Origin of the sequence: Mycobacterium sp. (assembly GCF_035697385.1) — a bacterium.
Taxonomy (GTDB): domain Bacteria; phylum Actinomycetota; class Actinomycetes; order Mycobacteriales; family Mycobacteriaceae; genus Mycobacterium.
Window position 1 is genome coordinate 24,076 of record NZ_DASSCY010000175.1, and the last position, 17,440, is coordinate 41,515.

Here is a 17,440-nt window from a genome sequence, read left to right on the forward strand (position 1 = left end):
AAATAGAATTCCGGGTCGCCAATTCGCGGCGGTAACGACCCGGAATTCTATTTCGGCGAAACCGGCATTGGACGCACCAGTACTGACTGCTGGATGGCGCCGACCGCACCGCTTTCGTCGAACAGCGTGCCGATCGTCGTGCCGATGCCGTCAGGCCCGTAGTTGGTTTCCGCGCGGATGCCGATCCATTCGCCATCGGGAATCCGGTGCACGTGCACGACCAGGTCGGTGTTCATGAACGTCCACTCGCGAATGTCGAGCTTGGTTCCGATGCCGTTGGCGTCGTCTGCCACTGCGAAGAGTCGTTCCAGCGGCGTCAAGGTTTCGCCCTTGACGAGGTCGACCTCCGGCTTGATCCAGGACTCGCCGGGACCTTCGTTCAGCGGCTTGGTCAGCCAGCGCCAGTCCAGGCTGTGCACGTAATTGCGGTCCCAATCCTTCTTCATGTCGCGGCCGCGCGCGTCAGACAGGGGGCGCAGCGGCGACGCCGATGCATGGACCACTGCGGTGGTGTCGATGGTCGCCAGGCGCCATCCGCTGGCGCGGGCCACCGGCCTTGGCTCGCCGTCCCTTCCCGGGGCCAGCATCTCCGCACTGGTCAACTCAATTTGCTTGCCGGAGCGCTCGATTCGAGCACGCACCCATAGGTCGCCCTCGGCGGGGACACCGCCCAACAGGTCGATCATCACTCGGCTCAAGCGGGTGTCATCGCGGGCTTCACATCGCTCAAGTGCACGAACCAGCAGCGCTGAGACCGGCGCGCCGTGCTGTATCGCCGCCGACCACGTGCTGCGTACCAGGTCAGTTGCCCTGAACTTCTCGCCCAGCGGGTCATCGGCGTCGATGAGCTCGTAATACGAGTCGCTCACGGCAGACCGGCGCCCGGGATGTCGACGGTCACCGCGTCGAGTCGCGAGAGCTTGGTCCCGATCAGTCGCTGTGGATAGGCGTCGGTGCTCGACAGCAGGAACAGCGTGCGCCGTTCTGGGCCGCCCAGCGTGCAGGCGATCGCGGTGCGCTCACCCAGGTCGATGCGGTCAGTCACGGTGCCGCCCTCGACAATCCGCTCGAACTGGTTGGCCAGCGTCATCGCCGCCCAGACCCCACCTTCGGCGTCCAGGGTGATGCCGTCGGGTGGCCCGTCGAGCCCATCGGCGAAGATCCGTCGATCCGACAGCGAGCCATCGGCTGCGATGGTGAACGCCGTCAGCCGTCGGCCGATCGACTCGGCAACGATCAACGTCCGGCGGTCTGGCGTGATCACCATTCCGTTCGGGAAGGCGAGATCGTCGGCAACGACGGTGAACGTGTCGTCGGGATCGACCCGCACGATCGTGCCGCCCTCGTATGCCTGGGACCCGACGTACGCACGGCCGATGTCGTCGATCACCATATCGCCGAGGGCCGCGGGCACTGTGTCGGACAGATCGGCGACGCACGCGACGGTCTCGCCGTCGTAGCGCAGCACCTTCCGGTCCTCGGTCGAGGCGATCAGCAGCGACCCGTCTGGGCGAAATCCCAAGCCGGAGGGCGCGTGGCCGGGAAGGCGCAGTGTCGTCATCGCTCCGTGGAGGGTGACGGTGTGCACCGCCTCGCCCAGCATGTCCGAGAACCACAGCAGACCCTCGAACCACCGGGGACCCTCTCCGAAGCAGAAATTATTGGCCAACGGCGTCAGCAAGTCCGCACCTTTACAAAACACGCCATAAGTGTCACGCTCGCTAGGTGCCACTGTCAACTGCCTGCGGTGTTCGGTTGTGAACATGAAGCGCTACCACGGCCACACGCTTCTTTACTTGCACGAGACGATCGACCTCGGATCGGGCCGAAGCGACCGGTTTACGGAAGTGTTCAGCGACGTCTACCACCCGATGATGGAAGAGCTCGGCGCGCGGCTGTTCTCCATCTGGGAGGCCACCCCGTACAACGGGCACTGGCCGCAGGTCACGATCATCTGGGAGATCGACGCGTTCTCCGACTACGCGCGCATCGGGAAAGCCCAGGCGCGTGGTGGCAGCCACGAGGAGTCAGCGGCGAAGTGGGCGATGTTCCTCTCCGAGATCGGGGCATCGGGCGAGGGACGGATCATGTACGCGGGAGCGAGCAACAAGCCCCTCGCCCAGCTGCAAGAAACCAACTTCACGGCCGGGTTGGTGATCCAGGAGATCATGCAGACCAAACCCGGCCGCCAGGACGACTACATCCGTGAGCTGGAGCGGCTGTATGTGCCGTGGTCGGAACGGACGGGCAAGCGGTGGCTCGGTTCGTTCATCACCACGTTCCGGTTCAACGAGGTCATCCACTACTGGGCGCTGGACGGTGACTGGGACTGCTTCGCCAACCACTACCCGTCGTGGAAGGACAGTCCGCCAGCGGAGATCGTCACCTGGATGAGCGTCGCGCCCGCGCTGCGCGACGGTTGGGAAGATTCGATTCTGCAGGCACTTCCGCCCTCGCCGCTGCGATGAATTCATCTGTGATGCAAGACTTCACCTACGATCCATTCGACCCGTCGGTGATGGCCGACCCGCTGCCGTACTACCGCGTGTTGCGCGACGAACATCCGGTGTACTACGTCGACAAGTGGGACACCTACGCATTGTCTCGCTTTTCCGACATCTGGGGTGTGCTCGAGATCAACGACGGCACGTTCGTCGCATCGGAGGGAACCCTGCCCGCCGCAACGGTTTTGGCGCAGCGCAACGGCGGCCCGGTACCGGATCCGCCGCAGCATCCGATGCCGTTCCACGCAAACTTCGACGCGCCGATCTACGACAGCGTTCGTCGCTGCACGTCCAGCCCGTTCCGGCCGAAGTCCGTCTCCAAACTCCACGAGCGGATTCGAACCCTGGCCAACGAACGGCTCGACGAACTGCTGCCGCGCGGGCAATTCGATCTCACCCAGGAGTACGGCGGCATCGTGGCCGCCTCGGTGGTGTGTGAAGTACTGGGCCTGCCAGTCGATCTGGCTGCAGATGTGCTCGCCACCGTGAACGCGGGAAGCCTTGCGCAACCGGGCAGCGGCGTTGAGGTGGCCAACGCGCGGCCCGGCTACCTGGAGTACCTCGTCCCGATTGTTGAGCGCAGGCGCGCCAACGCTATCGACGGGGAGCTGCCGATCGTCGACAACCTCCTCGGCTACCGGTTGCCCGACGGATCCGCGTTTACCGACGTCGAGGCCGCCATCCAGATGCTCGGGGTGTTCATCGGCGGAACCGAGACCGTCCCGAAGATCGTCGCGCACGGGTTGTGGGAGCTGGGCCGACGGCCCGATCAGATGGCGAAGGTGCGCGCCGATCTGGATGCCAACGTGCCCGTCGCGCGAGAGGAGATGATCCGCTACTGCGCACCCGCACAGTGGTTCGCACGGACGCTGCGTAAGCCCTTCACCATCCACGGCACCACCATCAAGCCGGGTCAGCGAATCATCACTTTGCTCGCGTCGGCCAACCGCGATGAGCGCGAGTATCCCGACCCTGACGACTTCGTCTGGAATCGTCCGATCGAGCGCCTGCTGGCTTTCGGTCGCGGACAACACTTTTGCCTTGGCGTTCATTTGGCGCGGCTCGAAATTGCGATCATGGTGTCCGAATGGCTCAAGAGGGTGCCCGACTACCGCATCGTCAGCGAGGCGGCGTCGCGGCCGCCGTCGAGTTTTCAATGGGGCTGGAACAACATCCCGGTGGAGGTATGAACGTGTGGGCCTATCGGCTTGTTGCGCCCTACACCTTTGAACGAGTGGACATCCCGGAGAAAACGGCGGAGTCCCTAGGCGACCGCCAGGTGCTGCTGCGCTTTCTCGCGGCGGGTGTCTGCGGGAGCGACCTGCCCGGATTCCGCGGTACGAAGGGCCGGCTTCCCGGTGATACCGGGGTTAGCGCAGCGGAGATGGACGGCTTTCCGATTCACGAAGTCGTCGGCGAGGTGATCGCGAGCCGCCACCGCGGCCACGGGATCGGGGATCGAGTCGTCGGCTGGGCGTCGGGTTTCGACGGCCTGATGCAACATGTCGTCGCCGACGGTGACGGGCTCGCGCCGTTCGATCCGTCGCTGACTCCGCAGCATGCGGTCGCGCTGCAGCCGCTGGCATGCGTGCTCTACGCACTCGAACAAATCCCCGGAATCAAGGGCAGCCATGTCGCGGTGATAGGACAGGGCTCCATCGGGCTGCTGTTCTCCTATGCGGCAAAGGCTTTGGGGGCTCGCCACGTCACCGGTGTCGACCCCATCGACCGCGACGTGATCGGCAAGGAATTCGGCGTCGATACGATTGTGCGCGCCACCAGTGACCGCTGGGTGAGTCACCTGGACCCCCGTGACCGGCCGGACATCGTGATCGAGGCCGTCGGCCATCAGGTGGCGACCCTAGGGCACGCGATCGAAGCGGCCGCAGCATCGGGCACCGTCTTCTATTTCGGAGTGCCCGACGACGACAGCTACCCGATCAGCATGCGCACCATGCTTCGTAACAACCTGACTCTCAAATCGGGTGTGACGCTGGATCGCCGGCGAGTGCTGTGCGCCGCCAACGAATTCGTTCGCGGCCACCCTGAGTTGCTCCCCGCATACGTCACCCACACGTTCGGTGTCGACGACGTGCAAGCCGCCTTCGAACTGGCCTGCAGGCCGACGCCGGAGCGGATCAAGATCGCGATCGTCGAGTGATGCCGAGCAGACTGCAGGAAGCCCTCGCTGCCAAGCAACAGCTATGGGGCGGATGGGTGGTGGGGCCAACCATCATCGGCCCGGAAGAATTCGCGTCGGCGGGGTATGACTACGTCGGCTTCGACGTTCAGCACGGCTATCTCGACGACGCCGATGTCGCCCTTTTGCTTCGCCGGCTGGAGCACATTCCGATCGCGACTGTGGTGCGGCTGCCCTCACCGGCTCCGGCACCGATCGGTCGGGTGCTCGACGCCGGCGCCGACGCGGTCATCGTCGCGATGATCGAGTCGGCCGAACAAGCCGCGGCAGCGGTTGCCGCGACTCGCTACGCGCCCGCAGGGGTGCGCAGCTTCGGGCCGCTGCGGGCAAGCCTCGGTCTTGACCCCGCCACGCTGGAGGCGCGTGCAAGCGTGTTCGCGATGGTGGAAACCGCCCGCGGCCTAACGGCGCTCGAGCAGATCTGCGCCGTGCCCGGGCTAACCGGTGTGTATGTCGGGCCGGCCGATCTCGCGATCTCGATGGGATACGGCGTGACAGACGCATGGAGCCACCCCGCCGTTCGTGACGCGATGACGCGCATCCAGGCCACCGCCTCGGCGGCAGGCTTGGTCACCGGCATTCACGCTGGCGCGGGAAAGCTGGGAAAGGCGATGGCCCAGTCAGGCTTTCGGCTCGTCACGCTGGCCTCGGAGTCACAAGCACTGCGGCGCGGCGCGGCCGAGCACCTCGCAGAGGCAACGGCGGCGAGCAATCACGAGAGCACCGACCGAACGGCGATGAGGGGCTACCACTGAACAGCACAACGTCGACCGATCGTGTCGCCCTGGTGACGGGTGCTGCTCGCGGACAAGGGGCGGCAATCGTCGAGCGACTGCGCAAGGACGGATTTCGTGTCGCCGCCTGCGATCTGCTGATCGACGATCTCACGGTGGCGGTCGACGGGCTCGACGACGACGCGGTGCTCGCCATTGCGCTGGATGTCACATCGGAAGATCAGTGGAGCGCGGCGGTGAGCCAGGCCGTCGAGCGGTTCGGGTCATTGACGACCCTGGTCAACAACGCCGGCGTGCTGCACCGCGCGTCGTTGGCCGACGAAACGCCTGCGGGTTTCGAAGGAAGCTGGCGCGTCAACTGTCTCGGCCCGTTTCTCGGCATCCAGGCGTCGCTCGACGCGCTACGGCAGGCCGACGGCGCCGCGATCGTCAACACCTGCAGCACCGGAGCCATCCGGGCGTTCCCGAACCACGCCGCGTACGGCTCGTCCAAGTGGGCACTTAGGGGTCTGACCCAGATCGCCGCGGCGGAGCTCGCACCGTCCGGTATCAGGGTCAACGCGGTGTTTCCCGGACCCGTCGCGACACCGATGCTCGACGAGACCACCCAGGCCCGCCTTGCCGAGCAGGCCGTGCTCGGCCGGCTTGGCAAGCCCATGGAGATCGCCGACGCGGTGTCATTCCTGGTGTCCGAGCAGGCCTCCTTCATCACCGGTTCAGAACTCGTCGTCGACGGCGGGCAGACCCTGCAGATTGGATGAGGTGGATGGCCAACACTTTTTCGGTGGGAATCATCGGTGCAGGCCCTGGTGGGCTAGCACTGGGAATCTTCCTGAGAAAGGCCGGTTTTCGCGACTTCACGATCTTCGACCGTGAGGACGGCGTCGGCGGAACGTGGCGCATCAACACCTATCCGGGGCTGGCCTGCGACGTCAAGTCGCACCTGTACTCGTACTCCTTCGACCTGAACGCGAACTGGTCGCGCCTGTGGTCGGCACAGCCCGAGATCCTGGATTATTTCGAGGACTGCGCGCAGCGCTACGAGCTTGGCCCGAACCTCAAGCTGCACACCGAAATCACTGCCGCCCGGTGGGATGCCGACACCAAGACCTGGCAGCTGACCGCGAGCACGGGCGAGCAGTACACCTTCGACGTCGTCGTCTCGGCGGTCGGTCTGTTCACCCAACCGGTGCTTCCGAACCTCGTCGAGGAAGAACCCTTCACCGGTTCACTGATGCACACGGCGCGCTGGGATCACTCCGTCGATCTCACCGATGCCACCGTCGCGGTGCTCGGCACCGGCTCAACCGCATCTCAGCTTCTTCCCGAAGTCGCGAAAGTGGCCAAGAAGGTCTATTCCGTTCAGCGCTCACCGACGTGGATCCTGCCCAAGCCGGACCGGCCCTACACCGAGCGCGAGAAGTGGGTCTTCGCCCATATCCCGTTCGCCAAGAAGGTCTACCGCACGCGCTTATGGCTCCGCAGCGAGTCGAACATCTCGGTGATCGAGAACGGCAGCGACAAGACACAGGAGTTCAAAGGCATCGCTCTGCGCGCGCTCGAGTCGACGGTCGACGATGAAGAGTTGCGCCGCAAGCTGACTCCGGAGCACCCCTTCGGGTGCAAGCGGCTGGTGTTCGCCACCGACTATCTGCGGGCGTTGACACAACCACATGTCGAGGTGGTGTCGAGTCCGGCGCGGACGCTGCGCGCCCGGTCACTGGTGACGGAAGACGGCAGCGAACTGGCGGTGGATGTCGTGTTGTGCGCAACGGGCTATGCCGCGGCCGATTACCTCGGCCAGATCGAGGTATCGGGAGAGGGCGGGGCGACGCTGCATGACACATGGCGCGACGGGGCGTACGCGTATCTGGGGATGGCTGTGCCCGGGTTTCCGAACTTCTTCATGCTCTACGGCCCCAACACCAACGTCGGCTCCAACAGCGTGATCTTCATGCTGGAGGCGCAGGCCCACTACATCGTGCGGGCGTTGAAGTACATGCGACGCAAGCGCAACTCGTACATAGCGGTCCGACCTGCGACCATGGCGCAGTTCATCGCCAAGATCGACGAGTGGATGAAGGGCACCGTGTGGCTGACGCGATGCAGCAACTACTTTCGTGCTCCCAACGGCCGCGTGGTCACTCAGTGGCCCCGCAGCGCGCGTTCGTTCTGGACGCTGACCCGCCGATTCAGGCCCGCGGACTACACGTTCGACGCTGCCACCTCACCGGCCAAGGCCGATGTGCAGGCACGCGCGGCGGCGAATCGATAGGCACCGCCATGATGCATCGGCTCGATCCTGCGCTGCACCATCTGGTGTCGGCGCGCACCGATTTGTCGCCAGGCGTGCTGGGGGTCGTTCGCGATTCACTGAATCAACGCCGGGCCGAATCCGTCAGGGATGTCAACACCACGGGCGTCGAAGTCGAGCACCGCGACGTGCACGTCGATAACTTCCGGTCGATACCGGTGTGCATCTATCGCGGTGCTGCTCCGCCTTCACCTGCGGTGATCTATTGCCACTCAGGTGCTTTCGTTCTTGGGAATCTCGATACCGATCACCGCCAGTGCGTCGAGTTCGCCAGGCGCGGTGCCTGCACGGTCGTGTCGGTCGATTACCGGCTGGCGCCGGAGGACCCGTACCCGGCGGCTCTGGACGACGCGATCACCGTGCTTCAATGGGCGGCGGACAACGGCACCGAACTGGGAGTCGACACAACCCGGTTGGCGGTCGCGGGCAGTAGTGCCGGCGCGTCGCTGGCCGCGCTGCTTGCCCAGCGCGCCGCAGCTGGTACGGGGCCGCCGATTGCGTTCCAGCTGTTGCACCAGCCGGTGCTCGATGATCGGCCGATGCCGTCGAAGGACGAGTTCGACGCCACCCCGGGCTTCGACGGGCCCGCGGTGGAGCAGATGTGGCAGCACTATCTGGGTGGCGAACCGATTCCGCCCGATGCTGTTCCTGGTCGTGCCGCCGAATTATCAGGTGTGGCAAGCACATTGATCACGTGTTCGGAACTGGATCCGCTTCGCGATGAAGCGGTGGACTACGCGTTGCGGCTGATGTGGGCGGGCGTCGCGACGGAGCTACACGTGTTCCCGGGCACTTGCCATGGGTTCGATTCCCTGCTCCCGGAGTGGGAGATCAGCCAACAATTGTTCGCCCTTCAAGGCTCGGCGCTTCGGCGGGCGCTACACGGAAGACGAAGTGACGATCACCCGAGTTCCCGGGCGATCGCGGCGTGGTAGGCGTCGATGTTGGCAGGATTGACCGTGCGGAAGAAGGCGTCCGGCAGTGGCGCATGTTTGTAGGCTTCGATCGTCATGGTTCGGGTGAAGAGCGTGATTCCTTGGCCGGGCTGGGTGAAGTGGTACTGGACGGTGATGCGCCCTTCCATCCCGCCGTTGCCGTCGCGATCATGGCCGAGGCGACCGACCGAATTGAACACCCACAGCGTCGCGCGCATCGCGATCGCGAGATGCCATGTGAAGATCCGCTCGCCGTCAGGGCCGGCCTCTGTCCAGGTATCGCCGACCTTGAGTGGCAGGTTCGTCGGCAACTCGCCGACGTGTGCACTGCCCGGATAGGTTTTCGTCCAGTTCGCGGGGTTGGTCACGAAGTCGTAGATGGTCTCCGGGGAGTGGCTGAACGTGGTCTCCGAACTCGTGGTGACGATGCCCAACGTGCTGCCTTTCTCCACGGGTCGACTATGAGTACTTTACAAAAGTATGCACAAATGTCACGGTGTCTCGGGGAAAGGGCCGCCTGGTGGACTTCTCACGCGTAGAGCTCTCCGACGAGGAGCAGGCGTTTCAAGACGAGGTGCGGACGGTACTGACCACCATCGTGACCGACGAGGTGATCCGACGCGACCGTGAGACCGGCGAGAATTTCGACCAGGGCGTGCACTTGGCGCTTGGCGCCAAGGGCTATCTGGCCGCCGACTACAAACCCGAGGCCGACGGCGGGTTTTCCGCGGTGCGACAGCGTCTCTGGGAGCTGGAAATCGGCCGGGCACACGCGCCGTGGTTCCATTGGCCGACAACGGTCATGGTTGCGCGCACTCTTGACCAGTTCGGCTCGGCCCAGCTCAAGGACGAGGTGCTGCCGAAGGTGCTGTCGGGGCACTACCGCCTCTGCCTGGGCTACACCGAACCAGAGGGTGGCTCCGACGTCGCAACGTGCAAGACCCGCGCGGTGCGTGACGGGGACGGCTGGATCATCAACGGGTCCAAGATGTTCACGTCCAACGCACACAACGCACACTTCGTCTTCTTGCTCACCAACACCGATCCCGAGGCGCCGAAACACCAGAGCTTGACGATGTTTCTGGTGCCACTGGATACACCCGGCGTCGAGATTCAGCCCATCCGCACCGTCGACGGCGATCGCACCAACATCACCTACTACAGCGACGTCCGCGTCGACGACAGATATCGTGTCGGCGAGGTCAACGGGGGCTGGGCAGTCTTGCGGGAGGCGCTCAACGCCGAACACGGCACCGTCGAGCGCGATGCCCACGGCCTCCAGAAGCTCGCGACGATGACCGAACACATCCTGCTGTTGGCCGAGGCGGTCGACACCGTCGCGGCGACAGCGCCTCTCGACGACGAATCGGTGAGATACCGCTTAGGCCGCAGCATCGCAAGAATGGAAGCGGCGATGAGCACTCCAGAGATGTTCGGCCGCGTCGCCATCGCGCAGGCCTTGCGCGACGTCTCGCCGGATTTGATGGACATTCTCGGGGCCGCGTCGGCGCTGCCGATAGGCACCAACGGCGCCGTCGATGACGGGGGAGCAGAGTACATCTTCCGGCTGGCGTCGCCCACAGGCATCTACGGTGGCACCCTCGAGGTGTTCCGTAACATGATCGCCCAGCACGCACTCGGGCTCGGCCGTCCGAATTACTCGCCGCCGGTGAAGCAGCCGACCTAGAGGCGGGCGATCACCTCGGAGGCGAGCAGTTCAAGCGTCTCGTCCGATCCGCGATCGTGGGTGAACAACACGATCTGGCCGAACCCGAGCTCAGTCAGCTCGTGGAGACGGTCGACAATCGCGGGTGGCGTGCCGATCAGGCCGCCCTCCTTGAGGCCGAATGCGGGTACCCCAAACCGCTTCTCGGCGAGCTGGCGAACTCCGGGCAGCGACGCGTCGTCTCGCGCCAGCGCCATCACCGCCTCGACCGACAGCACAATCGTCGAGGGATCCCGGCCGATGCCATCGCAGATCGAGCGCAGCACCGCAACCTTGTGCTCGAGTTCACCCAGGGCGTAGGTGGGTACGTTCCACACATCGGCATACCGCGCCACGAGTGGGAGCGTGTACTTCTCACCGACACCGCCGACCACGATCGGCGGCCGCGGTTGTTGGACCGGCCCTGGCTTGATCGGCATGTCCTTGACGGTGAAATGCTTGCCGGTGAAATCGATTACCTCGTTGGCGAAGGCCTGGTGCAGGATCTCCAAGGTCTCACCCAGTCGTTCGGAGCGCTCGCCGAACGTTCCCCAGTCCAGCCCGGCGCGGCGGTGTTCATCCTCGATGGAACCGCTGCCGATGCCGAGTCGAAGCCGACCCGCCGAGATCTGGTCGAGAGTCGTTGCCATCTTGGCCAGCACCACAGGATGCCGGAACTGGTTGCACAACACCATATGTCCGATCTGGATGCGCTCGGTGCGGCTGAGCAGCGCCGCGGCCAAGGTCCAGGCCTCCATCGACGGGTAGTCGGGAACGCCGGGTCCGTAGACGTGGTCGTATAGCCACAACGAGCCGATGCCAAGCTCTTCGCAACGCCGCGTGCGGTGCAGGATTTGGTCGTAGGTGAAGCCCATCTGAGGCAGATATACGCCGATCTCCGGCTTGTTCATGACCGCAGTTCCAATCTTCCGTGGGTGATGGTCGTCGTACCGTTGGCGGCGGCCTCGAAAGCGAACGAATTCTCGTTGATACCAAAGGCGTTCACCGTCAGGTCGGAGTCCAACGGTGTCGGTGACGCGAACCGCACGGCGATCCGCCTAACCCTGGCTGGGTCGTCGACGCCGAGCAGACCGAGAAGGCGGTGAGCGCAAATCGCCATCGTGCACAGTCCATGCGTGAACACGAAGTCGTAACCGGCCGCGCGCGCCACCTCGATGTCGAAGTGATGCGCCGACCAGTCGCCGGACACCTCCGCATAACGGCGTGCCACGTCCTTGTCGATGTGCTGGCTGGCCGACCCGAGTGGGTGCGCCCGCGCATCGTCAGGGAACCGATGGCCGTCCGGCGTCGCTCCGAGATCCGCCATGCCGTGCAGACCGAGCAACACCATCGTCCACCACTGTTCAACGGCGACGGCGCCGTTGGCGTCGATCTGCTCGAGTTGCACCACGACCTGAGTGCCTGCCCGAGCCGTCCGTACTGCCGAGATCCACGACCAGGTATCCAGTTTCTCGCCAGGTACCAGCGGTCGGTGAAACACGATGTCGTGCTCGCCGTGCACCCCACCGCGAACGCGCTGCCACGCCGCCTGGGGCACATCTGCCCTCGCAGCCTCTTGCGGAGCGAATACCAGGATCACCGGAAACACCGCGGGCACAGCATGGCCGTTTAGTACTGCGGCGGTCGAGTCACCGGTCGCTGCAGCGTAGGCGGCGATGTTCTGCGGTTGGAGGCTGCCGCGGAATGGGCCGTGCCGGACAGGGGCCACCGTGAACTCGCTCATGCTCGGTGACCCTTCTGCGGCGAATCCTGTACTTTCCGTGCTTCGCATGGTAACGACATTCTCAGAAAACAAGAAGATAGTTCTAGGGCGGAGCAGCTACATGCGGTTTGCGTTCACTCATCCGATGCACAGCCATCCCTATAACCCGGAGCTGGTCACCGGGTCGAGTATCGCCACGGTTGCGGCTGCCGCGGAAGCCGCCGGATTTCACGGGTTCGGCTTTACCGATCACCCCGCGCCAACACAACGGTGGCTGGAGGCGGGTGGGCATGACGCGCTTGATCCTTTCGTGGCAATGGGATTCGCGGCGGCCCGGACGTCGACCCTGCGGCTGATCCCCAATATCGTGGTGCTGCCGTACCGAAACCCGTTCGTGGTGGCCAAGTCCGGCGCGACGCTGGATCTGTTGTCGAACGGGCGGTTCACACTCGCCGTTGGCGTGGGCTACCTGAAGCGCGAATTCGCCGCCGTTGGTGTGGACTTCGACGAGCGCGCTGCTGTGTTCGAGGAAGCGCTGGAAGTGATTCGCGCTATCTGGACCACTGACGACCTGTCCTATGAGGGTCGGCACTTCAGTGCCAAGGGAATCACCGCGCACCCGCGGCCGGTGAGCACACCGCACCCGCCGATATGGATCGGCGGCAACACCGCCGCGGCACGCAAGCGGGTGGCCAGATACGGCGACGGATGGTGCCCGTTTCCGGCGCCCGCCGTGCTCGCCCAGACGGCGCGCACCGCAGCCATGGACTCGGAAAGCCTTGCCGGCGGCATCGAGGATCTGCGCAGGCGTTTCGACGACGCGGGCCGGGACTGGTCGGGAATCGACGTCACCTTCACCAACCCCGACGGTGGCAGCCCGGGAGACGACGACTTCAACGCCGACGCCTATCTATCGGGCGTGGAAAAGCTTGCGGCCGTGGGCGTGACGTGGCTGCAGGTCTCACTGCCCGGTGACAGCCTGGCGCATGTGCTGGACAGCATCGAGCGCTTCGGCGCGTCGGTTATCCAGGCGGTCTGAGGGCGCTCAGAAGGCGGCGCCGGGAAGTTCGGTGAGCACGTCGACTCGGGAGGCGTCGAAGCTGAGATAGCCCTTGATGGGAAGGCTTTCCGGTGGCGGGTCGCCGTAACTCCACGCGGCGTCCGCGACGACGACGTCCCCGACCGCAGCAGACCAATACGTTGCGTAGCCCTTGTAGTTGCAATAGCTCGACGTGTCCGAGCGCCGCAAGAGGTCGGTGCGCACGAATGCCGGATCGACGTAAAGTCTTGGTTCCAGAGACGTTTCGAAGACGACGACCGTGTCCGTGGTGTCCACCAATGTGGTGCCGGCGACGGTGACGCGCAATCCGCGATTCGTGGGCAGGCAGTCCACGCGGTGATACGGGTTGGGCGGATAGTGGACCAGCGTGCGCCCCTCTTCGAGCCAGGTGTCGACCGCGTCCCATGGCACCGCGACATAGCCCGGTGCCTCAAGCACCGGGGCGTTGGGCAGCGCGGCGACGGCGTCTGCAGGGAAGGCGTAAGTGAGGGGGTGCCCCCGTCGGTGCACCATCAACGCCCGCTCGGTGTCGATCACCACGTGGCCGTCGCGAAGCGCCTGTACGCGCCGCGGATGCGGCTCGACGTAAACCACGTCGACGGGCAGCGGAGGTGAGAACCATCCGGCGGGGTCCTTGCTGAGCGGACCACGTCCTGCGACGAGACTCATGTCGGCTCCATTCCTGCTGTCAGCTCGTCAGCTTGACAATCTTCGGCCATAGTTTCGCGCGTTGCGGGCGCGGGCGACACGTTCATCGAAACCAGTTGCGCTGAGGGCCTTTCCAGCGGCCTGACGCCTTTGAAGTCGACGCAGCCGTTGGCGGAGGCTGACGCTGAGCGCCACCCGAGTGCGGGTCAGCCGAGCATCGCCTTTACAGATTACATCGAAAGTGTCACGCTGTGTAAAACGGTGTCGACTTGACTGCCGATGTTCCACGAGAGCTTTACAGATCACGACAATAATGTCACGCTCTTTGGTGTGCCGCCGTTGGACGACAAGTTGACCCAGCCCGTCGAAACTCTCGCTGACTAGCCGGATAGGACCCCCATGGCAACGCGACCCTTTAGCACCGATGACGACGGCGTTGAGAGCTTAGTCCCGGGTGGCCGCCCGCAGGCCGGCGCACGGATCAACCGGTATCAACTCCACGTCGTGGCATCCGGCATGGCTGACGTCGTGCAGTCGGCCGGGGGATGGTTATGCGACCGCGCAAGGGCGGGCTGGGATGTCACCGTGCTGGTGGCCGACAATCAGGACGCCCGTCCGCTGTCGATCCTCGGCGCGACAGCACTCGCCCGTGACGCCGAGTTCGCGTCGATCATGAGGCCGGCATCGCGGGGCGGCGCGCTGGCGATCAGCGCCGAACTACTGGCCGGCAATACCCGCGTTCGCGACGACGTGCTGAGGCTGTTGAAGCGCGGCCTGACCGAGGTCATCGTCTGGGGTGACGAATGGCCTGCCGAACTCGGCCGCAAGGTCGACCCGGTCCAGCACCAGATGAGCTGTGCCGCACGGGCATTCAAGGCCAGTGCCCTTGTTGCCGCGGCGGTCCCGAGCGACGCCGTCGCGCCGGCCGAGACGCTGTACCGAATCGGAACCGGATCGTTTCGCCCGCTGTACGCGGTGTGAGCTTCTCTACCTGATCCAACCGCGGCGGCGCAGCCACCAGTCGCGTGCGACCGCGATGACAATGATCAGGGCGAATCCGATGAGGAAGAAGTCCTCGACGTGGCCGACGTGGTTACCCCGCAGCATCAGTAGCAAAAAACCCGCCGCCAGCAACCCGCCGATGTGGATCAGCCGGTGGTTTTCCTTGGACCAGCCCCAATGCGCGGACGGCACATCCTCGACGTCGACGTCGGTGAGTCGTTCCACTTCGGTGCTGGCCACGGCTTCTCCTCGCGGTTGGTGAACTCTGCGGCCAATTCTGACATAGGTCTACTACACGCCGCCGTACAGCTGACGCCTCTAGGTTTGCAGTTTGCTGAATCTGCGATGTCGTGAGGCGTAGCGTCGTCGTCGCACAAAGGGGGAATCAATCATGGCACTGCAGTTCGAGGGCAAAGTTGCACTTATCACCGGAGCGGCGCGGGGACAGGGGCGCTCCCATGCCGTTCGATTTGCCGAAGAGGGCGCCGACATCATCGCGTTCGATCTTTGCGAGCAGATGGACTGCGTCGCGTATCCGCTCGCGACACGTGAAGATCTCGATGAGACGGTCAACCTCGTCGAGAAGACAGGCCGCCGCATCGTGGCCGAACAGGGCGACGTCCGCGATTTCGAGCGATTGAAAGCCGCGGTGGCCAGCGGTGTGGCCGAATTCGGACGCATCGACTTCGTCCTCGCGAATGCCGGCATCTTGTCCATCGTTGATGAAATGTCCCAACGTCTTTCGGCCTATGTGGATTCGGTTGATGTGCTCCTCAACGGCGTGTATTACACGATCGAGGCGGCGCTGCCCGCTCTGTTGGAGCACGGTGACGGTGGGGCGATCGTGATCACGAGCTCGACAGCGGGGCTGAACGGCCTGTGTCCCAGCTACAGCGTCCGAAGCCACGGCTTGGCCGGCTATCAGGCCGCCAAGCACGGCGTGGTCGGTTTGATGCGGTACTACGCCACCGCGCTCGCCGAGAAGAACATTCGGGTCAACACCGTGCACCCGACGGGGGTGGCGACCCCCATGCTGCTCAACGAACCCGTCGACCGGTTCATCACCGAGCATCCGGAAGCCGGGTCCGCCTTGGCGAACTTGCTGCCCGTCGAGTTGATCGAAGCAGCCGATGTCAGCGAGGCGATGGTCTACCTGTGCGGGCAGTCGGGCCGATACATCACCGGCGTCACATTGCCCGTCGACGCCGGGTTGGGCGTCCGAAAGTAGATACCCATTGCTGCTGCCCGGGTTTCGCGATAGAGAAACAGAATGGAGTTTTGGTCCGGCACGGCGTTCATGAAGACATCGGAGTGTGTCGCAGTGGCGCGGATGTTCGACGAAGCCGGTTACGACGGGATCGTGTGTTCAGATCACATGATCTATCCGCGCCAGCTGTCGTCGCCCTATCCAGATTCGCCGACCGGCAAGCCGATGTGGACTCCCGACACCGCATGGCCCGATTCCTGGGTGCTCATCGGGGCGATGGCCTCGGTGACCCGTCGGCTGCGGTTCTCCAATGCCGTGTACGTCGCCCCTGCCCGTCCGCTGCTGGAGGTCGCGAAGCAGGTCGCAACCGCGTCAGTCGTCTCGGACGGACGCGTGGCGCTCGCGGTCGGCGTCGGCTGGATGCGCGAGGAGTACGAGCTGATGGGCCAGGACTTCGACAACCGCGGAAAGCGTCTCAACGAGATGATCCCGGCGCTGCGCGAGCTGTGGCGCGGCGGCTGGGTGTCGTGGAGCGGGCAGTATTACCGCGTGCCCGAACTGATGATCGAGCCGCATCCACAGACGCCGGTGCCGATCCTGTGCGGAGGTGAGTCCGAGGCCGCGCTGCGGCGTGCGGCACGGCTGTGCGACGGCTGGGTCGGTTACGCGTACGGCTGGGACGACGCCGTGGGCTACGTGCAGAAATTGAAGGCCCTGCGCCGCGAATACGGCCGTGACAATGAGCCGTTCGACATCATGCTGGCATTGCTCGAACCGCCCTCGCCGGACCTGTACAAGCGGGCACGGGACGTCGGCATCACCGCGGTGATGTGCAGTCCATGGGCGGGGTTGGACGACATGGGATCCGGAGACGTCGAGCGCTTCCGCGAGCCCATCGAGCGGTTCGCCGAAACCATCATCGAAGTGATCCGCTCGTCAGCCTGATCCTGGGCGGCTTCGCCAGCAGGACCAGAAGGTCGGACGTGCTGAGTGGGTGGCTGTAGTAATGGCCTTGGGCGACATCGCATCCGTAGCGGGCGAGTTCGTCGGCGACCGCGGCGGTCTCCACGCCTTCCGCCACGGTTCGCAGGCCCAGCGTGTGCGATAGGTCGATGACGGAACGCACAATCGCTGCGGCCCGGGGGTCTTCGGTTACCGGGGCGATGAATGAACGATCGAGTTTGACTTCGTCGATCGGGAGTTCGCGGAGGTAGTACAGAGCGGAGTAGCCGCTGCCGAAATCGTCGATGGCAATGGTGACGCCGAGGTCGCGCAATCCGTCCAGCACGGTGCGGGCCCGGTCGAGGTTGCCAAGCACGAAGTCCTCGGTGATCTCGACGGTAAGGGACTCCGGCGGAACACCGTGGCGGGCCAGGGCCTCCTCGATGCGGGCCGGCAGGTCGAGATC

At 64.6% G+C, this 17,440-nt stretch carries 20 protein-coding genes; 12 read left to right on the top strand and 8 right to left on the bottom strand.

The annotated features are described in order from the left end of the window. Nucleotides 1–47: 47 nt before the first annotated feature. Nucleotides 48–869: a thioesterase family protein gene (locus tag VFH65_RS14480; protein ID WP_353322378.1), complete on the bottom strand. Its 822-nt coding sequence runs from the start codon at nt 867–869 to the stop codon at nt 48–50. Further along, nucleotides 866–1,702: an SMP-30/gluconolactonase/LRE family protein gene (locus VFH65_RS14485; RefSeq protein WP_414688420.1), complete on the bottom strand. Its 837-nt coding sequence runs from the start codon at nt 1,700–1,702 to the stop codon at nt 866–868. The genes VFH65_RS14480 and VFH65_RS14485 overlap by 4 nt, the downstream gene beginning before the upstream one ends. Nucleotides 1,703–1,763: 61 nt before the next feature. Between VFH65_RS14485 and VFH65_RS14490 the strand changes: the two genes are divergently transcribed. Genes VFH65_RS14490 through VFH65_RS14520 form a run of 7 tightly spaced genes read left to right on the top strand, consistent with a single transcriptional unit; the run spans nt 1,764 to nt 8,687 of the window. Then, nucleotides 1,764–2,468 (top strand): NIPSNAP family protein, encoded by a 705-nt coding sequence (locus VFH65_RS14490; RefSeq protein WP_353322379.1) that lies wholly within the window; start codon nt 1,764–1,766, stop codon nt 2,466–2,468. Further along, a complete protein-coding gene (locus tag VFH65_RS14495) occupies nt 2,465–3,694 on the top strand; it encodes a cytochrome P450 (protein ID WP_353322380.1) in 1,230 nt (409 codons plus the stop codon). Before VFH65_RS14490 ends, VFH65_RS14495 begins: the two co-directional genes overlap by 4 nt. A gap of 2 nt (nt 3,695–3,696) precedes the next feature. After that, a complete protein-coding gene (locus VFH65_RS14500) occupies nt 3,697–4,665 on the top strand; it encodes a zinc-binding dehydrogenase (RefSeq protein ID WP_353322395.1) in 969 nt (322 codons plus the stop codon). Further along, nucleotides 4,665–5,459 carry an HpcH/HpaI aldolase family protein gene (locus VFH65_RS14505; protein WP_353322381.1) on the top strand — a complete coding sequence of 265 codons (795 nt, stop codon included), beginning with the start codon at nt 4,665–4,667 and terminating at the stop codon, nt 5,457–5,459. Before VFH65_RS14500 ends, VFH65_RS14505 begins: the two co-directional genes overlap by 1 nt. After that, nucleotides 5,456–6,199, top strand: coding sequence for an SDR family NAD(P)-dependent oxidoreductase (locus VFH65_RS14510; RefSeq protein WP_353322396.1), 744 nt, complete (start codon nt 5,456–5,458; stop codon nt 6,197–6,199). Before VFH65_RS14505 ends, VFH65_RS14510 begins: the two co-directional genes overlap by 4 nt. 5 nt (nt 6,200–6,204) lie before the next feature. Then, nucleotides 6,205–7,713 carry a flavin-containing monooxygenase gene (locus VFH65_RS14515; protein WP_353322382.1) on the top strand — a complete coding sequence of 503 codons (1,509 nt, stop codon included), beginning with the start codon at nt 6,205–6,207 and terminating at the stop codon, nt 7,711–7,713. A gap of 8 nt (nt 7,714–7,721) precedes the next feature. Then, a complete protein-coding gene (locus VFH65_RS14520; RefSeq protein WP_353322383.1) occupies nt 7,722–8,687 on the top strand; it encodes an alpha/beta hydrolase in 966 nt (321 codons plus the stop codon). On the opposite strand, the gene VFH65_RS14525 is transcribed toward VFH65_RS14520, so the two are convergent. Further along, the gene (locus VFH65_RS14525) at nt 8,654–9,121 is read right to left on the bottom strand and encodes an SRPBCC family protein (RefSeq protein WP_353322397.1); all 468 of its coding nucleotides are present in this window, start codon (nt 9,119–9,121) and stop codon (nt 8,654–8,656) included. The two genes, VFH65_RS14520 and VFH65_RS14525, sit on opposite strands and share 34 nt — an antisense overlap. Nucleotides 9,122–9,207: 86 nt before the next feature. Here VFH65_RS14525 and VFH65_RS14530 point away from each other — a divergent pair, with 86 nt between their 5' ends. Next, entirely contained in the window at nt 9,208–10,374 is a 1,167-nt protein-coding gene (locus tag VFH65_RS14530; protein ID WP_353322398.1) for an acyl-CoA dehydrogenase family protein, read from the top strand. Here the strand turns inward: VFH65_RS14530 and VFH65_RS14535 are convergent. Both VFH65_RS14535 and VFH65_RS14540 read right to left on the bottom strand, forming a co-directional pair. Further along, nucleotides 10,371–11,303: an LLM class flavin-dependent oxidoreductase gene (locus VFH65_RS14535; protein WP_353322384.1), complete on the bottom strand. Its 933-nt coding sequence runs from the start codon at nt 11,301–11,303 to the stop codon at nt 10,371–10,373. The genes VFH65_RS14530 and VFH65_RS14535 overlap by 4 nt on opposite strands. After that, the gene (locus VFH65_RS14540) at nt 11,300–12,136 is read right to left on the bottom strand and encodes a MaoC/PaaZ C-terminal domain-containing protein (RefSeq protein ID WP_353322385.1); all 837 of its coding nucleotides are present in this window, start codon (nt 12,134–12,136) and stop codon (nt 11,300–11,302) included. The genes VFH65_RS14535 and VFH65_RS14540 overlap by 4 nt, the downstream gene beginning before the upstream one ends. 100 nt (nt 12,137–12,236) lie before the next feature. Here VFH65_RS14540 and VFH65_RS14545 point away from each other — a divergent pair, with 100 nt between their 5' ends. After that, nucleotides 12,237–13,154 (top strand): LLM class F420-dependent oxidoreductase, encoded by a 918-nt coding sequence (locus tag VFH65_RS14545; protein ID WP_353322386.1) that lies wholly within the window; start codon nt 12,237–12,239, stop codon nt 13,152–13,154. A 6-nt stretch (nt 13,155–13,160) separates the two neighbouring features. Here VFH65_RS14545 and VFH65_RS14550 read toward each other — a convergent pair whose 3' ends face one another. Next, nucleotides 13,161–13,844: a DUF427 domain-containing protein gene (locus VFH65_RS14550; protein ID WP_353322387.1), complete on the bottom strand. Its 684-nt coding sequence runs from the start codon at nt 13,842–13,844 to the stop codon at nt 13,161–13,163. Nucleotides 13,845–14,222: 378 nt separating this feature from the next. Here VFH65_RS14550 and VFH65_RS14555 point away from each other — a divergent pair, with 378 nt between their 5' ends. Continuing rightward, nucleotides 14,223–14,804: a hypothetical protein gene (locus VFH65_RS14555; protein WP_353322388.1), complete on the top strand. Its 582-nt coding sequence runs from the start codon at nt 14,223–14,225 to the stop codon at nt 14,802–14,804. A gap of 6 nt (nt 14,805–14,810) precedes the next feature. On the opposite strand, the gene VFH65_RS14560 is transcribed toward VFH65_RS14555, so the two are convergent. Beyond that, nucleotides 14,811–15,065, bottom strand: a complete 255-nt coding sequence (locus tag VFH65_RS14560; RefSeq protein WP_353322389.1) for a DUF2631 domain-containing protein — start codon at nt 15,063–15,065, stop codon at nt 14,811–14,813. 151 nt (nt 15,066–15,216) lie between these two features. On the opposite strand from VFH65_RS14560, the gene VFH65_RS14565 reads away from it, so the two are divergent. Continuing rightward, nucleotides 15,217–16,053, top strand: coding sequence for a mycofactocin-coupled SDR family oxidoreductase (locus VFH65_RS14565; protein WP_353322390.1), 837 nt, complete (start codon nt 15,217–15,219; stop codon nt 16,051–16,053). Between the two features lie 42 nt (nt 16,054–16,095). Further along, nucleotides 16,096–16,977, top strand: a complete 882-nt coding sequence (locus tag VFH65_RS14570) for a TIGR03619 family F420-dependent LLM class oxidoreductase (protein ID WP_353322391.1) — start codon at nt 16,096–16,098, stop codon at nt 16,975–16,977. Here VFH65_RS14570 and VFH65_RS14575 read toward each other — a convergent pair. Then, the coding region (locus VFH65_RS14575) for an EAL domain-containing protein (protein WP_353322392.1) at nt 16,949–17,440 on the bottom strand (492 nt) is incomplete at its 5' end. The two genes, VFH65_RS14570 and VFH65_RS14575, sit on opposite strands and share 29 nt — an antisense overlap.

What these genes read in the sequence shown, in the direction of transcription:
- VFH65_RS14490 (WP_353322379.1), top strand. Translation starts at nt 1,764, where the DNA reads ATGAAGCGCTACCACGGCCACACGCTTCTTTACTTGCACGAGACGATC.
- VFH65_RS14495 (WP_353322380.1), top strand. Translation starts at nt 2,465, where the DNA reads ATGAATTCATCTGTGATGCAAGACTTCACCTACGATCCATTCGACCCG.
- VFH65_RS14505 (WP_353322381.1), top strand. Translation starts at nt 4,665, where the DNA reads ATGCCGAGCAGACTGCAGGAAGCCCTCGCTGCCAAGCAACAGCTATGG.
- VFH65_RS14515 (WP_353322382.1), top strand. Translation starts at nt 6,205, where the DNA reads ATGGCCAACACTTTTTCGGTGGGAATCATCGGTGCAGGCCCTGGTGGG.
- VFH65_RS14520 (WP_353322383.1), top strand. Translation starts at nt 7,722, where the DNA reads ATGATGCATCGGCTCGATCCTGCGCTGCACCATCTGGTGTCGGCGCGC.
- VFH65_RS14535 (WP_353322384.1), bottom strand. Translation starts at nt 11,303, where the DNA reads ATGAACAAGCCGGAGATCGGCGTATATCTGCCTCAGATGGGCTTCACC.
- VFH65_RS14540 (WP_353322385.1), bottom strand. Translation starts at nt 12,136, where the DNA reads ATGAGCGAGTTCACGGTGGCCCCTGTCCGGCACGGCCCATTCCGCGGC.
- VFH65_RS14545 (WP_353322386.1), top strand. Translation starts at nt 12,237, where the DNA reads ATGCGGTTTGCGTTCACTCATCCGATGCACAGCCATCCCTATAACCCG.
- VFH65_RS14550 (WP_353322387.1), bottom strand. Translation starts at nt 13,844, where the DNA reads ATGAGTCTCGTCGCAGGACGTGGTCCGCTCAGCAAGGACCCCGCCGGA.
- VFH65_RS14555 (WP_353322388.1), top strand. Translation starts at nt 14,223, where the DNA reads ATGGCAACGCGACCCTTTAGCACCGATGACGACGGCGTTGAGAGCTTA.
- VFH65_RS14565 (WP_353322390.1), top strand. Translation starts at nt 15,217, where the DNA reads ATGGCACTGCAGTTCGAGGGCAAAGTTGCACTTATCACCGGAGCGGCG.
- VFH65_RS14570 (WP_353322391.1), top strand. Translation starts at nt 16,096, where the DNA reads ATGGAGTTTTGGTCCGGCACGGCGTTCATGAAGACATCGGAGTGTGTC.